Source organism: Streptomyces sp. NPDC050423 (assembly GCF_040655445.1).
Taxonomy (GTDB): Bacteria; Actinomycetota; Actinomycetes; order Streptomycetales; family Streptomycetaceae; genus Streptomyces.
This window is the reverse complement of sequence record NZ_JBFAJY010000007.1, coordinates 68,393-90,865: the sequence shown is the minus strand read 5'-3', so window position 1 is coordinate 90,865 and position 22,473 is coordinate 68,393. Positions and strand designations below refer to the sequence as shown.

The 22,473-nt window shown below is 72.0% G+C and carries 18 protein-coding genes and 1 riboswitch; of the genes, 9 read left to right on the top strand and 9 right to left on the bottom strand.

The annotated features are described in order from the left end of the window. Nucleotides 1–27 precede the first annotated feature (27 nt). Nucleotides 28–1,473, top strand: a complete 1,446-nt coding sequence (locus tag AB0I52_RS07930) for an SWIM zinc finger family protein (protein ID WP_363070032.1) — start codon at nt 28–30, stop codon at nt 1,471–1,473. A gap of 17 nt (nt 1,474–1,490) precedes the next feature. After that, nucleotides 1,491–3,239 carry a DUF5691 domain-containing protein gene (locus AB0I52_RS07925; RefSeq protein ID WP_363070030.1) on the top strand — a complete coding sequence of 583 codons (1,749 nt, stop codon included), beginning with the start codon at nt 1,491–1,493 and terminating at the stop codon, nt 3,237–3,239. 54 nt (nt 3,240–3,293) lie between these two features. On the opposite strand, the gene AB0I52_RS07920 is transcribed toward AB0I52_RS07925, so the two are convergent. After that, the gene (locus AB0I52_RS07920; RefSeq protein ID WP_363070028.1) at nt 3,294–3,707 is read right to left on the bottom strand and encodes a cobalamin B12-binding domain-containing protein; all 414 of its coding nucleotides are present in this window, start codon (nt 3,705–3,707) and stop codon (nt 3,294–3,296) included. A gap of 405 nt (nt 3,708–4,112) precedes the next feature. On the opposite strand from AB0I52_RS07920, the gene AB0I52_RS07915 reads away from it, so the two are divergent. Then, on the top strand, nt 4,113–5,114 hold the full coding sequence (locus AB0I52_RS07915) for an alpha/beta fold hydrolase (protein WP_363070026.1): 1,002 nt from the start codon (nt 4,113–4,115) through the stop codon (nt 5,112–5,114). 271 nt (nt 5,115–5,385) lie between these two features. Beyond that, nucleotides 5,386–6,969 (top strand): M23 family metallopeptidase, encoded by a 1,584-nt coding sequence (locus AB0I52_RS07910; protein WP_363070024.1) that lies wholly within the window; start codon nt 5,386–5,388, stop codon nt 6,967–6,969. Between the two features lie 45 nt (nt 6,970–7,014). On the opposite strand, the gene pcrA is transcribed toward AB0I52_RS07910, so the two are convergent. Continuing rightward, nucleotides 7,015–9,453, bottom strand: a complete 2,439-nt coding sequence (gene pcrA, locus AB0I52_RS07905; RefSeq protein WP_363070022.1) for a DNA helicase PcrA — start codon at nt 9,451–9,453, stop codon at nt 7,015–7,017. A gap of 273 nt (nt 9,454–9,726) precedes the next feature. Continuing rightward, nucleotides 9,727–9,892, top strand: a riboswitch (cyclic di-AMP (ydaO/yuaA leader). Between pcrA and AB0I52_RS07900 the strand changes: the two genes are divergently transcribed. Beyond that, nucleotides 9,891–11,054 (top strand): NlpC/P60 family protein, encoded by a 1,164-nt coding sequence (locus tag AB0I52_RS07900; RefSeq protein WP_363070020.1) that lies wholly within the window; start codon nt 9,891–9,893, stop codon nt 11,052–11,054. (Overlaps the previous riboswitch by 2 nt.) Nucleotides 11,055–11,149: 95 nt before the next feature. On the opposite strand, the gene AB0I52_RS07895 is transcribed toward AB0I52_RS07900, so the two are convergent. Next, complete coding sequence (locus AB0I52_RS07895) at nt 11,150–11,503, bottom strand: hypothetical protein (RefSeq protein WP_363070018.1); 354 nt, start codon at nt 11,501–11,503, stop codon at nt 11,150–11,152. A gap of 357 nt (nt 11,504–11,860) precedes the next feature. Here AB0I52_RS07895 and AB0I52_RS07890 point away from each other — a divergent pair, with 357 nt between their 5' ends. Then, the gene (locus AB0I52_RS07890; protein WP_363070016.1) at nt 11,861–12,907 is read left to right on the top strand and encodes an NlpC/P60 family protein; all 1,047 of its coding nucleotides are present in this window, start codon (nt 11,861–11,863) and stop codon (nt 12,905–12,907) included. 26 nt (nt 12,908–12,933) lie between these two features. Here the strand turns inward: AB0I52_RS07890 and AB0I52_RS07885 are convergent, their stop codons facing one another. Next, nucleotides 12,934–13,614, bottom strand: a complete 681-nt coding sequence (locus tag AB0I52_RS07885) for an HAD family phosphatase (RefSeq protein WP_363070014.1) — start codon at nt 13,612–13,614, stop codon at nt 12,934–12,936. Between the two features lie 554 nt (nt 13,615–14,168). Here AB0I52_RS07885 and AB0I52_RS07880 point away from each other — a divergent pair. Continuing rightward, nucleotides 14,169–14,804, top strand: coding sequence for a ScbR family autoregulator-binding transcription factor (locus AB0I52_RS07880; protein WP_363070012.1), 636 nt, complete (start codon nt 14,169–14,171; stop codon nt 14,802–14,804). A 187-nt stretch (nt 14,805–14,991) separates the two neighbouring features. Then, nucleotides 14,992–15,780, top strand: a complete 789-nt coding sequence (locus AB0I52_RS07875) for a GNAT family N-acetyltransferase (protein ID WP_363070010.1) — start codon at nt 14,992–14,994, stop codon at nt 15,778–15,780. Nucleotides 15,781–15,829: 49 nt separating this feature from the next. Here the strand turns inward: AB0I52_RS07875 and AB0I52_RS07870 are convergent, their stop codons facing one another. Both AB0I52_RS07870 and AB0I52_RS07865 read right to left on the bottom strand, forming a co-directional pair. After that, a complete protein-coding gene (locus tag AB0I52_RS07870) occupies nt 15,830–16,534 on the bottom strand; it encodes a response regulator transcription factor (RefSeq protein ID WP_363070008.1) in 705 nt (234 codons plus the stop codon). Then, a complete protein-coding gene (locus AB0I52_RS07865; protein WP_363070006.1) occupies nt 16,518–17,816 on the bottom strand; it encodes a PspC domain-containing protein in 1,299 nt (432 codons plus the stop codon). The genes AB0I52_RS07870 and AB0I52_RS07865 overlap by 17 nt, the downstream gene beginning before the upstream one ends. Before the next feature lie 195 nt (nt 17,817–18,011). On the opposite strand from AB0I52_RS07865, the gene AB0I52_RS07860 reads away from it, so the two are divergent. Then, nucleotides 18,012–19,328, top strand: coding sequence for a PspC domain-containing protein (locus AB0I52_RS07860; RefSeq protein ID WP_363070004.1), 1,317 nt, complete (start codon nt 18,012–18,014; stop codon nt 19,326–19,328). 156 nt (nt 19,329–19,484) lie between these two features. Here the strand turns inward: AB0I52_RS07860 and AB0I52_RS07855 are convergent, their stop codons facing one another. The 3 genes from AB0I52_RS07855 to AB0I52_RS07845 form a co-directional block, all read right to left on the bottom strand. After that, complete coding sequence (locus AB0I52_RS07855; protein WP_363070002.1) at nt 19,485–19,991, bottom strand: DoxX family protein; 507 nt, start codon at nt 19,989–19,991, stop codon at nt 19,485–19,487. Between the two features lie 187 nt (nt 19,992–20,178). Further along, nucleotides 20,179–21,444, bottom strand: a complete 1,266-nt coding sequence (locus tag AB0I52_RS07850) for a hypothetical protein (protein ID WP_363070000.1) — start codon at nt 21,442–21,444, stop codon at nt 20,179–20,181. Between the two features lie 126 nt (nt 21,445–21,570). Continuing rightward, nucleotides 21,571–22,341 carry a class II aldolase/adducin family protein gene (locus AB0I52_RS07845; RefSeq protein WP_363069998.1) on the bottom strand — a complete coding sequence of 257 codons (771 nt, stop codon included), beginning with the start codon at nt 22,339–22,341 and terminating at the stop codon, nt 21,571–21,573. Nucleotides 22,342–22,473: the final 132 nt, after the last annotated feature.

Sequence of the window (22,473 nt, the reverse complement as noted above, 5' to 3'; positions counted from 1 at the left end):
TCAGTGCTGCGGCCTACCGTCGTATCCATGCTGCTGACTGACGGGGGAGAACCCTTGAGCGCCGCCGCTCCGGCGGTGCGCTGGACGGTGGAGCAGGTCCTGGCCCTGGCTCCTGACGACGCTTCACGCAAGGCGGGGAACAGGCTCGGTTCGGCCGGGCCGTGGTCGGACACCGGGTGGGACGGACCGGGTGCGGTGTGGGGGCTGTGCAGGGGGAGCGGGAGCAAGCCGTACCGAACGGTGATCGACACCACCGGCCCCGCGTACAAGTGCAGTTGCCCCAGCCGGAAGTTCCCCTGCAAGCACGCGCTGGGCCTGTTGCTGCTCCGGGCGTCCGCCGAGGAGGCCCTGCCGGCGGCCGATCCGCCGGACTGGGCCGGTGAGTGGCTGGAGGGCCGACGCCGGCGCACGGAGTCCGCGGAGGCGGGGGAGCGGCCGGAGGGGGCTGAGGGCGCTGCGGCCGGACCCGCCGATCCGGCGGCCGCCCGGCGGCGGGCCGAGCGCCGGGCGGGGCGGATCAGCGGCGGGGTGCGGGAGCTGGAACGACGCCTGACGGATCTGGTGCGCGGCGGTCTGGCCGCGGCCGAGCAGTCGGGGTACGGGCTGTGGGAGGAGACGGCGGCCCGCATGGTCGACGCCCAGGCGCCCGGTCTCGCGGGCCGGGTACGGGAATTGGGCGCGATCCCCGCGTCCGGGCCGGGCTGGCCGGTGCGGCTGCTGGAGGAGTGCGCACTGCTGCATCTGCTGGACACGGGCTGGCTGGGCATCGACCGGCTGCCGCCGCCGCTGGCGGCCACGGTCCGTACCCGGGTCGGGCTGCCGGCCGGCGCCGATGGCCCGCCGGTCCGCGACCGCTGGCTGGTCCTCGCTCAGTACGACACCCCCGAGGGCAAGATCGTCGCCCGTCGCATCTGGCTGTACGGGAGGGAGTCGGGCCGGACCGCGCTGCTGCTGTCCTTCGGGGCCGCCGGCCGCTCCCCCGGCCAGGCCCTGCCGGTGGGGGTCACGCTGGATGCCGAGCTCATGCCCTATCGGGGCTCGGGACAGCTACGGGCCGAGCCCGGACCGCAGTTCGGGACGCCGGTGCCGGCCGGCCCGCCGCCGCCGGGTGTCACGGTCACCGGGGCGATCGCCGCGTACGGGCGGGCCCTGGGCGACGACCCGTGGCTGGAGTCCTGGCCGGTGACGCTGCGCGACGTCATACCCGTGCCGTCCCAGGACGGCTGGCAACTGGCGGACGCGGAAGGGGATTCGGCCCTGCCCGTCGCCCCGGCCGCGCTGTCCCGGCCCGCGCTGTGGAAGCTCGTCGCGCTCTCCGGCGGCGGCCCGCTCACCGTCTTCGGCGAGTGCGGTCACCGCGGTTTCGATCCGCTCGCGGCCTGGGCACCGGCCGTGCGCGAGGACGGCGGCGAAACGGCTGCGGACGACCCGCACACCCTGCCGGCCAACGCCGAGACCGTGCCGCTCATCTGACTCCAGGAGGAGGACCGATGCCCCGTACCACCACGCCCATCACACCCGCCACCCCCACCAAGACCGCGACGGCCGCCCTGTCCGTCCCCACCGCCGGCCTGCTCACCGCGACGCCGTGGGAAGAGCTCGTCACCTCGGCGCTGCTCGGCACGGACCGCCGCCCCCTCGCGGCGGCATCCGACTCCGGCCCGCAAAGCGAACCGGGCGGGACGCCGAGCACGATGCCGGGCGAGGTTCCGGGCCAGGCCGGTCCGGACGGCGCTGCGGCCGCGCTGCTGAACGCCGCCGCCCTGCACACCGTGCGGCGCCGGGCCGGTCTGCTGCCCGCGCCTGCGGCCCCCCGGCCCGGTCCCGCGCCCGCCGACCCTCGGCAGCCGCTGCCGGGGGCCGCCCGGAGCCGGCTGGAGCGGCTGCTCGCGGACCGGGCCGCACCGAGCGGTTCGGGCGGCAGACGCGGCACGGCTCCCGACCTGACGGAACTGATTCCGCAGTGGCTGGCCACCGCCAATCTGCACGGCTACCGCGCACCGGACGCGGCCCTGCCCGCCCTGCTGGACGCGGCCCGCGCGCGGACCGATCTGCGGCCGCAGGCCCTGGCGTTCGCCGGGCCGCGCGGCCTCTGGCTGGCCGGGCTGAACCCCGAGTGGAAGTTCGCGCTGCGCGGCTCGTCCGGCACCTCACTGCTGCCGGACATGACCGACCCGGAAGCGGTCCACCGGCTGTGGGAGGAAGGCCTGTTCGCCGAACGGGTCGCTCTGCTCACGGCGGTACGCGCGCACGAGGCGGGCGCCGCTCTCGCCCTGCTCGCCACCACCTGGGCCACCGAGCGGGCCGAGGACCGGCTGATGTTCGTCGACTCCCTGCGTACCGGGCTCTCCGGCGCCGACGAGGCCTTCCTGGAGGAGGCCCTCGCCGACCGCAGCCGCAATGTCCGTGCGACGGCCGCCGAGCTGCTCTCCGCACTTCCCGAATCGGCGCTCGCCCGCCGGATGGCGGACCGCGCCCTGTCCTGCGTGAGCCCCGGCCTCACCGGCACCGGGCCGTCCGTGGCCGTGGAGGCCCCGCACGAATGCGATGCGGCGATGCAGCGCGACGGTGTGGTGGCGCTCCCGCCGTCCGGGCGGGGCGAACGGTCGTGGTGGCTCGGCCAGCTGGTGGAGTCGTCCCCGCTCGCGATCTGGCCGGCGCGGTTCGGCGGACGCGAGGCGCGGGAGATCGTCGCGCTTCCCGTGGCCGACGGCTGGAGCGAGGAACTCCACGCGGCCTGGTGCCGGGCCGCCGTCCGGCAGCGGGACCCCGAATGGGCGCGGGCGCTGCTCGGGTCCCCCTCGACACCCCCGTCGAACGGCCCCGGTACGGCGTCGCTCGCCGAGCGGTCGAAGCTCCTGATCGTGCTGCCCGCCGCCGAACGCGCCGGCTGGGTGGCCGAGTTCATCGCCGCGCACGGCCTGTCGGAGGCGTTCCAGCTGCTGGGGGTCTGCCCGACCCCCTGGGCGGAGCCGCTCGGCCGTTCCGTCGTCGACGCCCTCGACATCGCCCGGGACGCCGGCAGCTATCCGTGGAGCTTCAGCGGAGTGATGGGCCTCGCCGAACGCTGCCTGAATCCGGCCGCGGCGGACCGCCTGGAGGTCCTCACCACGACTCCCGACGAACCGGCGGACGCCTCCCCCGGCGCGAACGGCTACTGGTCGGAGGCGTTCCAGCGGCTGGTTTCCACCCTGCGGCTCCGCGCGGCGATGGACGCGGAGCTGGCACCGGCCCGGTGAATCCCGGCGGACCGGCCCGGTGGGACGGACAGCGGGGTCAGGCGTCGGGCGGGATCAGGCTTCCGCCGGCTGGCGGATGTTCGCGTTGACCCACGCGACGATCTCGACCGTCGTCGCGCCCGGGGTGAAGATCTCCGCGACTCCCTGCTCCTTGAGCGGTGCGATGTCCGCCTCGGGGATGATGCCGCCACCGAAGACCTTGATGTCCTCCGCGTCGCGCTCCTTCAACAGGGCGATCACCTTCGCGAAGAGCGTGTTGTGCGCACCGGAGAGGATCGAGAGGCCGATCGCGTCGGCATCCTCCTGGATCGCGGTGCCCACGATCTGCTCGGGCGTCTGGTGGAGCCCGGTGTAGATGACTTCCATACCGGCGTCGCGCAGTGCCCGCGCGATCACCTTGGCCCCGCGGTCATGGCCGTCGAGGCCAGGCTTGGCCACCACCACTCGGATCGGACCGGTCACACCCATCACTGCCTCCACATGCGTCTCCCGTCCCTGAAGAGCCGGGGATGTGAACGAACGTTATCCACAGCATCCCGCAAGCCGCTGTTTCGCGGTGGGCGGGGAGGGGGAAATCACACGTGGGACATGTTCACCGGGCGCCGTTTCCCGCAGCACGCGGCACACCTGCCGTGCGGGACCCGGCCGCCGGGGAGCCGCACGAGGTCGTCGTACCACCGCGCCGTCAGCCGCACGGCACGGTGGTACGGCTCACCGACCGCCCGCAGACCGGTCACCGAGGGTGATCCGGAAGGCACGGCGGGCGGCGGGTCCCGGACGGTGAACTGCCGCCCGGACTTCCGGATACGGCACCCCATGAGGGCATACGGGCAGGATCCGTCTCTCCCCGGGTGCCGGAGCAGGAGGTCGACCATGAAGGCCCTGCCCTTTCTTCCCTCACTTCTGCGTCAGCCCTGCCCGCGCAACGACTGGCTGTCGTCCGCACTGCTGAGAGCGACCGCGCTGGAGTTCGTGGTGCTCGCCGGACACGCGCTGCTCTACCCCACCGGCATCACCGGCGAGCGGCGCACCCCGCCACGCCCGGCGGACGGTCCGGTCCCCGCACCGTCCGGGACCACCGCCCTGCCGACAGGAACCACCAGGAACACCCGGGACACCAGGAACGGCAAGAACACCAGGAACGGTGAGAACGGCAAGAACGGTGAGAACGGCAAGAACGGTGAGAACGGCAAGAACACCGGGAGCGCCCGGAGCGCCGGGAACACCGCGCAGACAGACCGGCCGCCCGTCGTGCTCCTGCACGGATTCATCGACAACCGCTCCGTCTTCGTCCTGCTGCGCCGCTCCCTCGCCCGGCACGGCTGGCGTCATCTGGAGTCGCTCAACCACTCCCCGCTGACCTGCGACATCCGCACCGCCGCCGAGCTGCTCGGCCGCCACATCGAGGAGATCTGCGCCCGCACCGGGCACCGCGAGGTCGACATCGTCGGGCACAGCCTGGGCGGCCTGATAGCGCGCTACTACGTGCAGCGGCTCGGCGGTGACCGGCGGGTCCGCACCCTGGTCACTCTCGGCACACCGCACGCGGGCACCGCTGTCGCCCCGCTGGCCAGCGCTCATCCGATCGTGCGCCAGATGCGCAACGGATCGGCTCCGATCGAGGAGCTGCGGCTGCCGGCGCCCGGCTGCCGCACCCGGTTCGTCAGCTTCTGGAGCGAGCTGGACCAGGTGATCGTCCCCGCCGAGGCGGCCTGCATCGACCACCCCGACCTCGACGTGACGAACGTACGCGTCAGCGGCATCGGCCATCTCGCACTGCCCGTGCACCCGGCCGTGGCTGCCGGGATCCGTCAGGTGCTCGACGACGCACACGAGCCGGTCCGGGCGGCCACCGGCGCCGCGTCAGTGGCCTGAGCCCCCGGATTCCGGAGGCCGCGCCCCGTCCGGCCGGTCCGGTCAACGGCGGTTTTCGCTCAAAAATAGAACGGATTTCGAACACAGGGCCAAGGCTGTGTGATCGGTCCGTCGAAAGACGGCCGATTGCCCGTTTCCTGAGCACCGACGAGCCGTGGAAGATTGTCGGCGTCGCATACCGCCGGGTACAGTCGCGGCCACTGCTTTCCCCTCCGGTGTCCCCCCACGGGCCCCGGACACAGGTCCTGCTGCCGAGGCGAGAGAGAAGTTGGTGAACGACCAGCACCCCCACGCCGGCTACGTCGGATACGACAGCCACTCCACGGGCGGTTTCGACAACGACCCGCTCTTCGGCTCCCTCCCCGACGGCTACGACGGTTCGTACGACACCACGCCCGGATACGCCGCCCCGTACGACAGCGGGCAGGCCGGTTACAGCGGCCAGTACGACACCACCCAGTGGGACACCGGCGCACACCGGACCGCCGCGTACGACCACGCCGCCGACTACGCGGCCTACACCCCCCACCCTCAGCAGTACTCCCCGTACGCCGCGGCCCCGCAGTACGACGCGGCCCCGCAGCAGTACGACACCACCACGACCTGGGTGGCGCCCGACGGCTACGGCGCGAACATCCCGGCTCAGGGCGGCGCCCCTGACTCGTCCGGCCAGTGGGACACCTCCGGGTGGTACGCGAACGGCCAGTGGTCAAGCACCGACACGGCGGTCCACGACTCCGGTGCGTATGACGCCACCGCCTGGAACACCGGCGCCACGCCCGAGCACGGACAGCAATCACCGCAAGATGTGACGGCGTCGAACGAGCCCGAACAGACAAAGCAGCATCCGTACGAGACGCACGAGCCGTACGAGACTCACGAGACGCACGAGATGTACGAGGCGCACGAGGCGCACGAGATGTACGAGGCGCACGAGGCGCACGAGATGTACGAGGCGCACGAGACTCACGAGACGTACGAGACGTACGAGGCGCACGAGACGTACGAGACTCACGAAGACCACTCCCGGGACCAGGACCCGTCTCCGGCCCCGGCCCCTGCCGACGCCCCTCACCCCGCGAGCCGTCCGGTCTCCCGTGGTGGCGGCAGCCGCAGCCGCAGGCGTTCGCCCGCAAGGCGTTCCGCTCTCCTCACCGTCGCCGTTCCCTCCGCCTGCGTGATGAGCGTGGCCGGTATCGCCGCCGCCTCCGTGGGCGGAATGGGCGGCGGCGAGGAGAAGAAGGACGATACGACGACGATGGCGGCCGCCGACCCCGGCACGGTCAAGCCGGTCGCCGCCAACAACAAGCTGGACACCCAGCTCGCCAACCTCAGCGCCGACGCGGAGAACTTCGCCGACCGCGCCAGCCGCACCCAGGAGCGCATCGACCTGAAGGAGCGGCAGGCCGCCGAGAAGAAGAAGCGCATCGCGGAGGCCGCCCGCAAGGAGGCCCTGCGACCCAAGTACGTCATGCCGGTCAAGGAACACGGTCTCAGCGCGTACTTCGGCCAGGCGGGCGTCAACTGGATGTCCGTGCACACGGGCATCGACTTCCCCGTCCAGTACGGCACCCCGGTGATGGCCGCGACCGACGGCACCGTTCAGACGCAGTACAACACCGCGTACGGGAACATGGCGATCGTCACGATGGCCGACGGCACCGAGACCTGGTACTGCCACCTCAGCAGCACCCGGATCCGCTCGGGCCCGGTCAAGGCCGGTGACGTCATCGCGTACTCCGGGAGCTCCGGCAACTCGACCGGCCCGCACATGCACTTCGAGGTGCGGCCCGGCGGCGGCGCGGCCATCGACCCGCTGCCCTGGCTCCGCAGCCACGGCATCGACCCGGCCTGAGGCGGCCTGAGCCGGGCTGACCCGGTCAGGCCCGCCGGACGGGCGCTACAGCTTCTGGACCGGCGCGTACCGCAGCAGCAGCTTCTTCGGCCGCTCGTCACCGAAGTCGACCGTGGCCTTCGCCTGGTCGCCGAGGCCCTCGACGGCCGTCACCGTGCCCAGACCGAACTGGTCGTGGGTGACCCGGTCGCCGACCACCAGCGTGATCGTCGGCTTGTCCGACGTCCGCCGGGTCGCGAAGCCCGAGGGCCCGGAGCGCGAACGGGACGTGGACAGCGACGAGGTGATGCCCGACGTCGGCCCCGCCGGAGCCCCCATCGGGCCCTTCCGCTTCCACTCCAGGTGCTGCTCCGGGATCTCCTCCAGGAACCGCGACGGCGGGTTGTACGAGGGCTGGCCCCAGGCGCTGCGCATCGCCGCCCGGGTCAGATAGAGCCGCTCGCGGGCGCGGGTGATGCCGACGTAGGCGAGCCGGCGCTCCTCCTCCAGCTCCTTGACCTGGCCCAGCGCCCGCATGTGCGGGAAGACGCCGTCCTCCATGCCGGTCAGGAAGACCACCGGGAATTCGAGGCCCTTCGCCGTGTGCAGGGTCATCAGCGTGACGACTCCGGAGCCGTCGGTGTCCTCGTCGGGGATCTGGTCGGAGTCCGCGACGAGCGCGACCCGCTCCAGGAACTCGGAGAGGGTGCCCGCGCCCTCCTCCTCGCCGCGGTCCTGCTCGAATTCGAGCGCGACGGCGGCGAGCTCCTGGAGGTTCTCGATCCGGGTCTCGTCCTGCGGGTCGGTGGAGGCCTGGAGTTCGGCGAGGTAACCGGTCCGCTCCATGACCGCCTCCAGCACCACCGCGGGGCCCGCGCCCGACTCGACGATCGTGCGCAGCTCCTCCATCAGCGTGTTGAACCGCTTGACGGCGTTGGCGGAGCGCGCGGCCATGCCGTACGCCTCGTCGACGCGGCGCAGCGCCTGCGGGAAGGTGATCTTCTCGCGCAGCGACAGGGCGTCGATCATCGCCTCGGCCCGGTCACCGATGCCGCGCTTGGGCACGTTGAGGATGCGGCGCAGCGGGACCGTGTCCTCGGGGTTGGAGAGGACCCGGAGGTAGGCCAGGACGTCCCGGACCTCCTTGCGCTCGTAGAAGCGCACACCGCCGACGACCTTGTAGGGCAGGCCGACCCGGATGAAGATCTCCTCGAAGACACGGGACTGCGCGTTCGTCCGGTAGAAGATCGCGACGTCGCCGGCCTTGGCGTCGCCCGCGTCGGTCAGCCGGTCGATCTCGTCGGCGACGAACTGCGCCTCGTCGTGCTCGGTGTCCGCGACGTAGCCGGTGATCCGGGCGCCTGATCCGGCGTTGGTCCAGAGGTTCTTCGGGCGGCGGCTCTCGTTGCGCTCGATGACGGCGTTGGCGGCGGACAGGATCGTCTGGGTGGAACGGTAGTTCTGTTCCAGCAGGATCGTGGTCGCGTCCGGGTAGTCCTCCTCGAACTGGAGGATGTTGCGGATCGTGGCGCCCCGGAAGGCGTAGATCGACTGGTCCGCGTCACCGACGACGCACAGCTCGCCGGGGGCGTCGGCGGCACCGGCCGGGCCGACCAGTTCCCGTACGAGCGTGTACTGGGCGTGGTTGGTGTCCTGGTACTCGTCGACCAGGACGTGCCGGAAGCGGCGGCGGTAGTGCTCGGCGACGTCGGGGAAGGCCTGGAGCAGGTGCACCGTCGTCATGATGATGTCGTCGAAGTCCAGCGCGTTGGCCTCGCGCAGCCGGGACTGGTACATCGCGTAGGCCTGGGCGAGCGTCTTCTCGAAACCGTCCGCGGCCTGGCCGGCGAAGGTCTCCTCGTCGATCAGCTCGTTCTTCAGGTTCGACACCTTCGCCGTGAACGACTTCGGCGGGAAGCGCTTCGGGTCGAGGTCGAGATCGCGGCAGACCAGGGCCATCAGCCGCTTGGAGTCCGCGGCGTCGTAGATCGAGAACGAGGACGTGAAGCCGAGCCTCTTCGACTCGCGGCGCAGGATCCGGACGCACGCGCTGTGGAAGGTCATGACCCACATGGCGTTGGCGCGGGGGCCGACGAGCTGCTCGACGCGCTCCTTCATCTCGCCGGCGGCCTTGTTGGTGAAGGTGATCGCCAGGATCTGGCCGGGGTGCACGCCCCGCTCGGCGAGCAGGTGGGCGATGCGGTGGGTCAGTACCCGGGTCTTGCCCGAACCGGCCCCGGCGACGATGAGCAGCGGGGACCCCGCGTGCACGACGGCGGCGCGCTGCTCGGTGTTCAGCCCGTCGAGCAGCGCGGCGGCGTCGATCACCGGGCGGTGGGCCCCGTCGCGGTAGTACGCGTCGCGGGGCGGCGGGGGCCCGTCGAACACGCCCCCGAAGAGGTCCTCCGGCACCGCTTCGGGTGCGGAGTCCTCGGGGGGCGGCGGGGGCCCTTCCTCCGCGTGCTGGAGGCCGGCCAGGAAACTGTCGTCAAAGAGGCTGCTCATCGCTGTCCGAGTCTAGGGCCTGTCCGGCGGATCAAGGCCGGGGCCGCATGGCGAACCGCACACCTCCGCGCACCGCCGCGCGGGCACCCAGAGCGATGCCGGACCCACACTGCGTGGACGGATCCCGCGCCTGACCTGCCCGCACCGCGTCCACTTCACCAAGGTCACGAAAATGTATCGGGCATATCGAACATCAACCTTCACAGCGGCACCATGAGTTGGCTAGCGTGCACGTTCGGGCGGCCCGTACCCCCAGAGGCGAACCACGCCGAGCGGGCGTCCACGCCGAATCCTGGGCTGCCCGTACGGAGTCCGGAACCGGGGACCCACACGCAGCACCGGGGTGAATCGGTCCGAATCCCCCACCTGGACCGTAGGGCAGCCTTCCGTTCCGCCCGAACCCGACAGCTAACCCGGTAGGCGGTCCACGGAAGGAGATGCCGGCCTTGGCGTCGCATCGCAAACCGCGCCCCCGGGTGCGCAGCACCACCCCGGCCATCGGGTTCACGACGGCCGCACTCGCCTCGGTGACCCTGCTGTCCACGCAGAGCGCGCTGGCGGCCCCGGCCCCGAAGCCCAGCATCGAGGACGTCCAGAAGAAGGTCGACGACCTCTACCGGCAGGCGGGCACCGCGACCCAGCACTACGACCAGGCGAAAGAGGCGTCCGCCAAGCAGCGCACCAAGGTGGACACGCTGCTGGACGACATCGCCGAGCGCGCCGACAAGCTGAACGACGCCCGCCGGACGCTCGGGAACTACGCCGCAGCCCAGTACCGCGACGGTGCGCTCGCGCCGACCGCCACCTTCTTCCTGGCGAACGACCCGCAGTCGTTCTTCGACCAGACCCACCTCATGAACCGGATGGCCGCGAACCAGCAGCAGGCCGTCACGGACTTCCGTACGAAGCAGGCCGAGGCGTCGAAGAAGCGCGCCGAGGCGGTGACGGGCCTGGAGACGCTCACCGCGTCCCAGACCAGGCTGCGCACCAGCAAGCGGAACGTCCAGGACAAGCTGACCGAGGCCCGCACGCTGCTGTCGAAGCTCACCGCCGAGGAGAAGGCTCGCCTCGCCGAGCTGGAGCAGAAGAAGAAGGACGAGGCCGAGCGCAAGGCGGCGGAGCTGGCGAAGAAGCAGGCCGCCGCGGAGGCGGAGGCCGACCGCAAGGCCAAGGAGGCCGGGAGCGGGACCGGCACGGGCACCGGGAGCGGCACGGGCACCGGGACGGGTTCCGGCTCGGACAGCAGCGCCACGACGAAGGCCGAGAAGGTCCTCGCGTTCGCCAGGGCCCAGATCGGCAAGCCGTACGTCTGGGGGGCGACCGGCCCGTCCTCGTACGACTGCTCGGGGCTCACCCAGGCGGCCTGGAAGGCGGCGGGCGTCAGTATTCCGCGGACCACCTGGGACCAGGTGAACGTCGGCACCCGGATCGCGACGGCGGATCTGCGGCCCGGGGACCTGGTCTTCTTCTACGACGACATCAGCCACGTCGGCATCTACAAGGGCGACGGCATGATGATCCACGCGCCGAAGCCGGGGGCGAACGTGCGCGAGGAATCGATCTACTACATGCCGATCTACGGGAGCGTGCGGCCCGGTTAGGGGCGTTGCGGTACGGCGGGTGGCCCCGCGGGAAGCGGCCACCCGCCGGCTGCTGCCCGGTCAGGTCGGGTCGCGTCGCGTCAGGTCAGGTCGCGTCAGGTCCAGAGCGTGGCGATGAAGATGTTGACGACCGTCAGTCCGCCCACCGCCGCGAAGAGACCCTTCTCGACCTTCTCCTCGTCCCGCTTGACGTAGACGATCCCGAGGATGACGACCAGGATCAGCAGCTTGATGCCGATCTTGACGTTGTTCACGGGGTGGTCGTCGGCCTGGTCGAGCCCGACCAGGGCGATACCGGTGACCAGCATCGTCAGCGCGCCGTGCAGCATCCCCGGCACGAAGCGCGCGGTCCCCGCCCCCATCGCCTTCATCTGGGTGAGGAAACCCCCCAGCAGGGCGGCGATTCCGATGATGTGCAGGGCGACGAAGACATCGATGAGTACACGCATGGTTCCGCACCTTAGCCCTGGCCGTATCAGCCTGCCGCAGCCAGGTGAGGCTTACTGGAGGCTTGACCGACAAATGCACCAATTGCCTGACTCTGGTGCAATTTTTCCGGTCATTCAGCAACAACGCTGCACTAAATTCGGGCAATAGGCGTCATTACGACTCCTGCCCGTGCCCCGGGTTTAGCGTCCCTACCAGGTGACCGGATCACCGCCGCTCCGCACCCGGACGGCACCGTCCGGTCGCCCCGCCGAGAGATCCGGCGGCGGGCCGCTCCCCCTGTTGGTGACCCGCCGCCGGACCGGGCGGGCCCGCCGGTAGGCCCCGACGGGCAGTCGACAGGAAGGACCCCCGCCCTCGTGGCCGCGCACCGGAAACCCAAGCAGCGCCCTTACACCGGCTCTGCCGCCCGCACCGCAGCGACCCTCGCCCTCGCCGGGGCCGCGACCGCTGCCGCGCTGCCGGGATCCGCGCACGCCGACCCGACGCCCACTCCCGCCCGGGTCAAGGCCGAGGTGGACCGGCTGTACCGGGAGGCGGAGGTCGCCACCGAGCAGTACAACGGCGCGAAGGTAAAGGCGGCGGCCACCGCCGAGTCCATCGACGCGATGCGCGACGAGGCCGCCCGCAGGACCGAGCGGCTCAACGCCTCGCGCGACGCGCTGGGCGCGTACGCCGCAGCGCAGTATCGCTCCGGCGGTCTCGACCCGTCCCTCCAGCTGGCGCTCTCCTCGGACCCCGACCAGTACCTGGAGCGCGCCTCGTACGTGGAGCGGGCCGCCGCCGGCCGGGCCGACGAGGTGCGCGCCGTGCAGCGCCAGGTCGCGGACGTGGCCCAGCTGCGGTCCGAGGCGGCGGGGCAGCTGGCCGAGCTCACCGCCCGCCAGGCCGACCTGAAGAGGCACCGGGCGACGGTCCGGGCCAAGCTGTCCGAGGCCCGCGAGCTGCTGGCCCGCCTCTCCCCCGCCCAGCGCGCCGCGTACGACGCCTCGGACGGGGGCCGCGGCGCGGGCCACGCCGACCGCAGCTTCCCGCGCGGCTCCGACCGGGCGCCGAACGCCCGCGCCGCGGCAGCCGTCGCCTTCGCGTACGGGGCCCTCGGCAAGCCGTACGTGTGGGGCGCCACCGGCCCCTCCTCGTTCGACTGCTCCGGCCTCACCCAGGCCGCCTGGCGCTCCGCGGGTGTCTCGCTCCCCCGGACCACGTACACCCAGATCAACGCCGGGCAGCGCGTCACGAGGTCCGAACTCGCCCCCGGTGACCTGGTGTTCTTCTTCTCGGGCATCAGCCATGTCGGCCTCTACATCGGCAACGGCCGGATGATCCACGCCCCGCGTCCCGGAGCCCCGGTCCGGATCGCGCCGGTCGACGAAATGCCCTTCGCCGGAGCGACCCGGGTGGCATAGGACCTGCCGTTCGGATCAGGCCGGGCCTACTCGCCGATCCGGCTACGGGCCCACCTCACCAGCTCACGGTCGGCGAGGCTGGCGACCCACAGATCGGCCTGCTCGGCCTCCGGACCCGGCGGGACGGTGCCGAGGCCGATGACGCGGAGGCCCGCCCGGCGGGCCGATTCCATGCCCGTGATCGAGTCCTCCACGGCCAGAGCCTCCTCGGGCGGAACGTCGCAGAGGCGGGCAGCCAGTTCGTAGACGTCGGGTTCCGGCTTCGGCCGTACGCCCTCCCCGGCGACGACCACGTGTCTGAAGCAGCGGAGGAGACCGGCCCGGCCGAGGCACGATTCCACCATCTCCCGAGGGCAGTTGCTCGCCACCGCGAGAGGGAGGTGGCGAGCGGCCAGCCCGACCAGCGCGGCAGCACCCGGCATGGTGACGGGGTCCTGGTCGACCAGCGCGGTGAAGGTGGTGAGGAGCGTGTCGGCCAGGTCGTCCGCGAGATCCGGTTTCCCGGTCTCCTCGGCCATGAGCGCGCCGCACTCGGTGTAGTGCACGCCCTTGGCACGGCCTGCGAATCCGGCCGGCGGCTTGAGGCCGAAGGCCCGGAAGGTGCTGGTCCGGGCTTCCTGCCAATGTCGTTCCGTGTCCATCAGGGTCCCGTCGCAGTCGAAGACGATGGCGGACGGGGACCACGAAAGGATGTTACGAGCTGTCATGTCACTACCGTTCTCGGAGTCTGCGCCGACCTGTTCGGTTCACGGGTGCAGGTGAGCGCCGGAATTCGGATGGTCCACTCGCAGAAATGGGGGGGCCGAAAAAATTTCGCCGGCTGCTGCGAGCGTGTGCGCGCCGCTGAGCGCGTCGCGCCGGACGTAGATCGCCGTTTTCGGCCCGTGCCGAAAACATCGTAGCGATTACGTTATTTCCGTCCCTCCGATTTCCGCAATCACCAATTCGAGTGCATGAAAATTCCGCGGCCGCGGTCGTCCTGGGCTCGCGCACGGGACGGAGGAGGGGTCGTGGCGCCCGGGATTCGTTCATCGGGCCTGGTGAGCCGCACTTCCAGTGCGCCGCGGCGTCGTTCGGGGCGGAGCCGGCGGGCTCACGCGGACCGATTTCTCCCGGCAGGGCGACAGATTGTGTGAACACTCACCCGCATGCGCGCCGTGGCGAAATAATAAGATCTTCGCGCGCCGCGACCGAGTCCTCCCGAGGGGAGGCTGAATTCCCCGTCGCAGCGTCAGAACGTTTGAGCGAAGGTGGAACTGAAGTGCAGGACAGGGCCCACGCAACCCGAAAAGCACTGCTGGAGTCAGCAGCACATCTATTTGTCGAACGGGGATATGCGGGAACGAGCGTAAATGACATAAGCGATCACTCGGGAAAAACCAGTGGGGCGATCTATTTTCATTACGCCAGCAAGGAGAAGCTGGCACTGGCTGTGGTGCGGGAGCAGTTCTCCACCTGGCCGCAGCTCGCCGCCCCCTACGCCGCCGCCGACATGCCCCCGTTCGAGAAGCTGATCGTCCTCAGCTTCGGTGTCGCACAGTCCCTCAACGAGGACGTCGTGGCGCGCGCGGGCGCGCGGCTGTGGGCGGAGCGCCGCGGCATCGAGTCCGCCGTGCCCACGCCGTTCGACGCCTGGGCCCTGTCCGTCACCCGGCTGCTCGCCGAGGCCCGCACGAGGGGTGAACTGGCGCCGGAGGTGGATCCGTCGGCGGCGGCCGTGACGCTCGTGTGCGCGTTCTTCGGCCTCTGCACGCTGACCGACGACCTGCCGGGCGGGCGGAAGTGGAGGGAGCAGCTTGACCACTGGTGGCTGCTGATACTGAAGTCCCTTCAGGCGGACCCGGATCCGGCCGCTCTGCTCGCCCGTGCACGGGCGCGGATTCCCGCGCAGCCGTAGGCCCCCGGGAGATCCACGCCCCGCGCCCCCGGAGCCCCGGTCCGCAGCGCGCCGGTCGACGCAATACCCTTCGCCGGAGCGGCCCGGGTGGCATAGGCTCCCGTCCCTCCGGCCCACCCGACAGCCGGCCCACCAGACAGCAGACCGAGCGGACATCCGACCGACCGGACCGAGGGACACCCACCACATGCCGATGGACTTCGACGTCCAGACCCACGCCCGTACGCTCACCCTCCGCTCCCCGGACCACTACCGGGTCGGCCCGTTCACGGTGCGTCACAACGTGAACTGGTCGCTGAAGTACGCCAATTACGCGATCCCCGACCAGGGCGCCGAACCGACACCCGGTGAACTCGACGCCCTGGTCGCGGCGTTCCGCGAGCGGGACCGGATGCCGCGCCTGGAGTACCTGCCCACCTGGGCACCCGCGGTCGAACCCGCGCTGCTCGCCGCCGGGTTCACCGCCGAGAACCGGGCCCCGATCCTCGCCTGCGCCCCCGGCGACCTGCTGACGCCGAAGCCGGTGGACGGTCTGGTGACGGCCGAACCGGCCACGGACGCGGAGTACGCCGCCGCCGCCCTCGTGCAGCACCTGGGGTACGGCGGGACCGGCGAGCCCGAGAGCGGCCAGGCGGCGTGGCTGCGCGACGCGGCGGCGGGCGGCGGGGTCGCCGCGCTCGCCACCGTGGACGGCGTCCCGGCGGGCGTCGGCGGCTGCTCGGTCCCGGTCGACGGGCTCAGTGAGCTGGTGGGCCTGGCCGTGGCCGCGGACTTCCGCCGCCGCGGCATCGGGGCCGCCCTCTCCGCCCGGCTGACCGCGACCGCGTTCGCGCAGGGCTGCCGGGTGGTGTGGCTGGAGCCGGGCGGCCCCGATGTGGAACGGATCTACGCGGGGATCGGCTACCGCGGGGTCGGCGAGAAGCTGAACATCTCGCTCGGCCCGGAGCGGCCGGCCGGCCGAGAGGCCGCCGGGTGACCTCTGCCCCGTGACCCGGCGGCCGGTCCGCGGTCACCCAGCAGGGCGCTCAGACCAGCCGTCGGGCCGTCGCCCAGCGCGTCAGCTCGTGCCGGTTGGACAGCTGGAGTTTCCTCAGCACCGCCGAAACGTGCGACTCGACCGTCTTCACCGAGATGAACAGCTGCTTGGCGATCTCCTTGTAGGCGTAGCCGCGGGCGATCAGCCGCAGCACCTCGCGCTCGCGCTGGGTCAGCCGGTCGAGGTCCTCGTCGACCGGCGGCGCGTCCGTCGAGGCGAAGGCGTCGAGGACGAAGCCGGCCAGCCGGGGCGAGAACACCGCGTCGCCGTCCTGGACCCGGAAGACCGAGTCGACCAGGTCGGCGCCCGTGATGGTCTTGGTGACATAGCCGCGGGCGCCGCCGCGGATGACCCCGATGACGTCCTCGGCGGCGTCCGAGACGGACAGCGCCAGGAAGCGGACCGGGTTCTCCACCGTGCCCATGAACGGGGCGCACCGGCGCAGCACCTCCACGCCGCCGCCGCCCGGGAGGTGGACGTCCAGGAGGACGACCTCGGGGCGGGTCGCCGTGATGACGGTGACCGCCTGGTCGACGTCGGCGGCCTCGCCGACGACCTCGACGCCGGTCTCCTCGGTGCGGCCGATCTCGGCCTGTACTCCGGTGCGGAACATCCGGTGGTCGTCCACGAGCACGACTCGTACCCGGCGCTCCGGACCCTCGTGGCCCCCGGTCGCCTCAGTGGTCCCGTTCATCGCTCGTCCTCTCCATCTCCAGCTCGACTTCCGTGCCCCCGCCGGGCACCGAACGCAGCCGGGCGGTACCGCCGTTGCGCTGCATCCGGCCGATGATTGATTCTCGTACGCCCATTCTGTCCCCCGGTACGGAGTCCAGATCGAATCCGGGGCCCCGGTCCCGCACCGAGACGAAGACCGTGCGGCCCTCGACCTCCGCGTAGACCTGGACGGCGCCGCCCTCGCCACCGTACTTGGCGGCGTTGACCATCGCCTCGCGTGCGGCCTGCATCTGTGCGGTCAGCTTCTCGTCGAGCGGGCAGTCGCCGACGACGACGACCTCCAGCGGGACGCCGTGCTTGTCCTCGACCTCGGCGGCGGCGCGTTTGACGGCCTCGGCCAGGGTCTCCGGTTCGTCGTCCTCGTCCTTGCCGGTGCCCTCGGGGTTGTAGAGCCAGTTGCGCAGCTCGCGTTCCTGGGCGCGGGCCAGTCTGCGCACCTCGCCCGCGTCCTCCGCGTTGCGCTGGATCAGGGTGAGGGTGTGCAGGACGGAGTCGTGCACATGGGCGGCGACCTCGGCCCGTTCCTGGGCCCTGATGCGCATCAGGCGTTCCTCGGAGAGGTCCTGGGTCATCCGCACGAGATAGGGCCCGGCCAGCAGGGCGATGCCGGTGAGCACGGCGATGGCCGCGGTGAGGACGTTGCCCAGCTGGGCGGCGGAGCCGCGTACCACCAGGAAGACCGTGAGGCCGAGGCCGACCAGGGCGACTCCGGCGAGCCCGCGGGCCAGGTTCAGGACCCGGCGGCGGCTGCCGACCTCCATCCAGCGGGCGCGGCGGGCGTTGTCGGCCTGCCGCCACACCAGGACGGAGCCGGCGCCGATCAGCAGCGTCGGCCAGATGTAGCGGTCGGCCTTGCTGCCCATGTCGACGTTGCCGACGAAGATCACGGCGCCGATGAACAGCGCGACGAGGGCGAAGACCTGGCCCCGGTCGGGCTTGCGGAGCCGGCGTCTGCCGTCGGGGGCGGTCTCGAAGAGGGAGCGCGGGCTGTCCACGCCGCCGACGCCGAGCGGGACGACGATCCAGAACACGGCGTACAGGAGCGCGCCGAGGCCGTCCGCGAAGAACAGTCCGAGGAAGACGAACCGCACCCAGGCGACCGGCAGTCCGAGGTGTCCGGCGAGGCCGCGTGCGACGCCGCCGAGCAGCCGCCCGTCGGCGCTGCGGTACAGCTTGCGCAGCGGTGGCTCCTCCGGGTCGGAGTTGAGGGAGCTGGCGGCTCGGGCGGTGGCGGCTGACATGACCCGATCGTCACACGGGCGTGCGGGTGGTGGCATCAGGGTCGGCCCCCACTTCGACCCTGAGAGCCGGCGCCCGGAACGGGAACGGGCCGGGGCGGCGGAACGGCCCCTTCAGGGTCGGACGGCGCGGATCTCAGGGTTCGGCCAGGGTCGGGGCGGGTGCCGCACGGGCCCGGCGCCCGTCACCATGGAGCCATGACCGTTCCCCAGGATGCGCCGCCCGGCGTCGTACCGCCCCCCGGGCCCGGCCCGCGGCTGCGGCGCAGCCCGCGGCAGAAGGTGGTGGCCGGAGTGTGCGGCGGCCTCGGCCGGTACTGCGACGTCGATCCGGTGATCTTCCGGATCGTGCTCGGTGTGCTGTCCGTGACCGGCGGTATCGGACTGATCTTCTACGGCTTCGCGTGGCTGCTGGTCCCGCTGGAGGGCGAGGACGAGAACGAGGCGCGCCGGCTGCTGTCGGGCCGGGTCGAGGGGGCGTCGCTGATCGCGGTGCTGTTCGCGCTGATCGGCTGCGGCCTGTTCCTGTCCATGCTGGGCAACGGCGGCACGCTGGCGTTCGCCGCGATGCTGTCCCTGGCGGTGCTCGGCTTCTCCGTCTGGACGCAGAACCGCAGGACGGCCGATCCGCAGGGCCCGCTGCATCCGGCAGCCGCGCAGGCGGTGTCGGACGCGCCGCCCGAGGTGAAGGCGCCGCCGCGGCCGGGCAGCCCGTCCTGGTGGCGGGACCCGATCGTCAAGGACGGCACCTCGGGACCGGTGGGCTCCGGCTATCTGTGGGGTCCCCCGGACACGGTGATGGACGCCGGGGCGGCCCGGCCGCGCGGGGCGACGGCCGATGCCCCGTTCCGGGCGCCCAGGCAGTCGCGGGGGAACCCGGAGGCGACCTCGGTCGCCGGGGCCGTCTTCCTGCTGGCGGTGGTGGCGGGCGTCGTGGGCGCGCAGGCGAACTGGGACTCCCAGCCGCTGGGCAGGAGTCTGCAGATCGGCCTGGCCGCCGCGCTCGCGGTGTTCGGGGCCGGGATGCTGGTCAGTGCCTTCGTCGGCCGGACCGGCTTCGGCACGGTGCTGCTCTCGGTGATCACCGCGGGTCTGCTGGCGGGCGCGTCCGCGCTCCCCGCCGAAATCACCGCGCACTGGATGCGCGAGGAGTGGCGGCCCGCCTCGGTCTCCGCGGTGCAACCACGTTACGAAGTGGGCTCCGGGGTGGCGGATCTGGATCTCACCCGGGTCGCCGTGCCGAAGGGCGACACCCTCAGGACCCAGGTGGAGGTGGGTGCCGGCCGGGTCGTCGTGCGGGTGCCGAAGGGAGTCACCGTGCAGTTGAACGCGCGGGCCGGTCTCGGTGACATCACCTTGCCGGGCGAGTGGCGCAAGGGCGACGTGGACCTCAGGGTCTCGGAGAACGAGCACCGGACGCTGCGTCCCCCGTCGGGCGGCACGCCGGCCGGCACCGTGGAACTCGATCTGAAAGTCGGCATCGGACAGGTGGAGGTCGCCCGTGCTGCGTCATGAGATCCGGCCCGGACGGGCCGTGGCGGGCCTGGTGATGCTGGGCCTGGCGGCCGGTTACGCGGCGGATGCCGCAGGTGTCTGGCACGCTCCGTGGCCGTTCTTCGTCGCGGTCTTCACCGGCGGCCTCTGGCTGGCCGTCCTGACCACCTGGGTGTCCTACCGGATCCGGCGCCGCCGCGACGCGAGAAGGGCGTCCACGGAGAAGGACGCGGCCCCGCCGAGCAGCAGCGGCAGCCAGGCCATGAGGTAGGCCAGGTCGTTGCCCAGGTAGTAGGGCCCGGCCTGCCAGCTGACGGTCAGCCACAGGCTCAGCGAGATCAGCGCACCGCCGAGCGCGGCGATCCTGGTCCACAGGCCGAGGAGCGTGCCGATCCCGACGGCGAGTTCACCGATCGCGATGGCGTGGCCGAAGCCGGACGGGCTCTTGAGGGCGAGGTCGACGAGGGCCGGGATCGCGGAGGAGTCCCGGACCGCGCTCATGGTCTCGCCGATGGAGCCGCTGCCGGTGGTGTGGAAGAACGCGCTGTCGGTCAGCTTGTCGAGCCCGGCGTAGACGAAGGTGACCCCGAGGAAGATCCGCAGCGGCAGCAGAGCGTGCTCCCGCGCCAGCTCCCGCAGGCTCCTGGCCTCGCCCAGACCTCGCCCGTTCATGCCGTAGTGCATGGTTCTCCCGCCTTCCGCAGCCCCGCGGCGGACCGCCGGGTCCCACCCACAGAGCCATTCGACCCTCGCCGGACCGTTCGACCCGTCACCAGACCTTACGGCCTCCCCCGCGGCAGGAAGGGGGAGCCGGGGAGTCGCCGGACGGAACGTCACATGCGGCCGGATCCGCCCCGTGCCCCGGAAGGCCTCAGTCGGTCACGTCGATCTCGACCCGGTTCGACTCCGTCCCCGCCGCCGTGACCACCTGCACCTCGACCACCCCCGGCTCCACCTCCACCGGCACCGGCACGGTCAGCACCGTGTCGGTCGGATTGGCGAAGCCGCCCGCGACCGGGATCAGCGGGACGTGGACGTGGACCGGGCCGATCCGGACGACCATGCGGGCCAGCCGGTCGGGGGCCCCGGCGCCGGGCGGGACGAATCCCGCGCCGCGGATCTCGATGTCGTCGCCGGTACGGATCGGGGCGTCCAGATCGCCGGCCTCCCGCGCCCTGACCACCGAGAGCACCACCGGCCGGCCGGACTCGGTGTACTTCCCGGCGAAGTACGCCGCCGCGGAGACGGCCACCAGCAGGGCCAGCCCCCAGGGCAGATCGGGCAGTTGCTCGGGCCGCCGGGCCAGCCGGACCGCGGCGAAGAGCACGGCGACGGTGCTCACCAGCACGTACTGCACATCGGTGAAGCCGCCCCGGCCGGAGTCGTCGGTCAGCAGATCGGCGGCGCGCGGCCGGTCGGCCCGCAGCTTCTGGAGCCGCCCGGACACCACCCGTACGCTCACCACCCGCCGCACCACCACGGCGATGGCGCACACCAGCGCCAGCACGGTCACCACCCCGGCGCCGCGCGCCAGGTCCAGGCCCTCGATCAGCGCGTCGCGCTGTGCGTGGCCGGAGGCGCCCGCCAGCTGGAGCGCGAGGACGAGTACGGAGAAGACCGCGAGCAGCACCCAGGACGCGGCGACCGCGCGGGAGGTGGAGAGCCGGTTGTCCTCACCGATCAGCGGGGCGAGGAGACCGCCGCGCGCCCGGTGGACGTGGGCGGCGGTGGTCAGCAGCCCGGCGGTGACGAGTCCGGCGACCAGGCCGGCGGTGCGGGCGTGGGTCCAGCCCGCCCCGATCGCGGTGGCCGCCTCGGTGATCGCGAGTACGGCGACGGCGCCCCACACGATGACCAGGGTGCGCTGCCACACCCGGTACAGCCAGGCGTCGCCCGCCTCCCGGCCGCGGTCGGCGACGGCGCGCGCCGACTGGGTCAGCTCGTCCGAGACCCACTGCCGGGTCGCGGAGGCGGACTGTGCGACCCCGCTGGGCAGCCCCTGACCTGCGGCGAGTTCGTCCCGCTTGGTCAGGAACGCGGCCACCGCGCGCCGGTGTCCCTCGCGCGCTCCGTGCGGGCAGTCGCCGCACGTACAGCCACCGCCGTGCGTGCCTTGTCGTGCCTCGTCCAACGCCACGGAGAACGCCGCCCTTTCCCGCCCCGGTACAGCTGTCGCTCAATCCAACTCAGCTGTGATTGCTGCGAATTGTGCCGTACCGGGCGGGCTGCTCCCGCATCGGGGCGCGGTGGGCAACCTGGATCGTCAGAACGTTCGAGCGATGCGCTGCCACTGCGGCTGGTAGTTGATCCAGGCGACCAGGTCGCTGCCGAGCTGTTCCCGGGTGGTGACGGCGTCCCGGTGCTCGATCAGCACCGGCTTCCCGGCCGCCCGTGCGGCCAGCTGCACCTGGCAGGACCGCTCCATCGTGAGGAACCACCAGGCCGCCGCGTCCACCGAGTCGCCCACGGTCAGCAGCCCGTGGTTGCGCAGGATGACCGCCTTGCGGGCGCCGAGCGCGGCCGCGATCCGGCGCCCCTCCTCCTCGTCCACGACGACCCCCGTGTACGCGTCGTAGAGGGCGTGGTCCTCGTAGAAGGCGCAGGACTCCTGGGTGATCGGCTCGATGAGCTCCCCCAGCGAGGCCAGGGCGCGGCCGTGCACGGAGTGGGTGTGCGCGACGGCGACGACGTCCGGGCGGGCCCGGTGCACCTGGGCGTGGACGGCGAACGCCGCCTGGTTGACGTGGTGGCGGCCCTCGACGACCTGGCCCTCCCCGTTGACCAGGATCAGCTCGTCCGGGCGCAGCCCCTCGAAGGGGGCGCCGAAGGGGTTGACCCAGAAGCAGTCGGGGAATTCCGGGTCGCGTGCCGTGATGTGCCCGGAGACGCCGTCCTCGTACCCGTACGCACCGAACAGCCGCAGCGCCCCGGCCAGCCGCTCCTTGCGGTACGCGCGCTCGTCGCCGGCGGAGGCGTGCGCGGGCGGCATCGCGAAGTGCAGTTGCTCCACGGGTATGGGTGTGGGCTCGGGCATGACGGCTCCTCGGTGCTCCCAGGCGTATCGGATCAGACGTGTCGGATCAGACGTACGGGATCAGTCGTGCGGGATCAGTCGTAGGGACCGGAAGCTACCGCCGGTTGCCGCAGGTGACCAGAGGCACGGTGC

Bases quoted from the DNA above. Each gene is read 5' to 3' on its own strand.
- AB0I52_RS07930 (WP_363070032.1), top strand. From the start codon at position 28: ATGCTGCTGACTGACGGGGGAGAACCCTTGAGCGCCGCCGCTCCGGCG.
- AB0I52_RS07925 (WP_363070030.1), top strand. From the start codon at position 1,491: ATGCCCCGTACCACCACGCCCATCACACCCGCCACCCCCACCAAGACC.
- AB0I52_RS07920 (WP_363070028.1), bottom strand. From the start codon at position 3,707: ATGGGTGTGACCGGTCCGATCCGAGTGGTGGTGGCCAAGCCTGGCCTC.
- AB0I52_RS07915 (WP_363070026.1), top strand. From the start codon at position 4,113: ATGAAGGCCCTGCCCTTTCTTCCCTCACTTCTGCGTCAGCCCTGCCCG.
- pcrA (WP_363070022.1), bottom strand. From the start codon at position 9,453: ATGAGCAGCCTCTTTGACGACAGTTTCCTGGCCGGCCTCCAGCACGCG.
- AB0I52_RS07900 (WP_363070020.1), top strand. From the start codon at position 9,891: ATGCCGGCCTTGGCGTCGCATCGCAAACCGCGCCCCCGGGTGCGCAGC.
- AB0I52_RS07895 (WP_363070018.1), bottom strand. From the start codon at position 11,503: ATGCGTGTACTCATCGATGTCTTCGTCGCCCTGCACATCATCGGAATC.
- AB0I52_RS07885 (WP_363070014.1), bottom strand. From the start codon at position 13,614: ATGACAGCTCGTAACATCCTTTCGTGGTCCCCGTCCGCCATCGTCTTC.
- AB0I52_RS07875 (WP_363070010.1), top strand. From the start codon at position 14,992: ATGCCGATGGACTTCGACGTCCAGACCCACGCCCGTACGCTCACCCTC.
- AB0I52_RS07870 (WP_363070008.1), bottom strand. From the start codon at position 16,534: ATGAACGGGACCACTGAGGCGACCGGGGGCCACGAGGGTCCGGAGCGC.
- AB0I52_RS07865 (WP_363070006.1), bottom strand. From the start codon at position 17,816: ATGTCAGCCGCCACCGCCCGAGCCGCCAGCTCCCTCAACTCCGACCCG.
- AB0I52_RS07860 (WP_363070004.1), top strand. From the start codon at position 18,012: ATGACCGTTCCCCAGGATGCGCCGCCCGGCGTCGTACCGCCCCCCGGG.
- AB0I52_RS07855 (WP_363070002.1), bottom strand. From the start codon at position 19,991: ATGCACTACGGCATGAACGGGCGAGGTCTGGGCGAGGCCAGGAGCCTG.
- AB0I52_RS07845 (WP_363069998.1), bottom strand. From the start codon at position 22,341: ATGCCCGAGCCCACACCCATACCCGTGGAGCAACTGCACTTCGCGATG.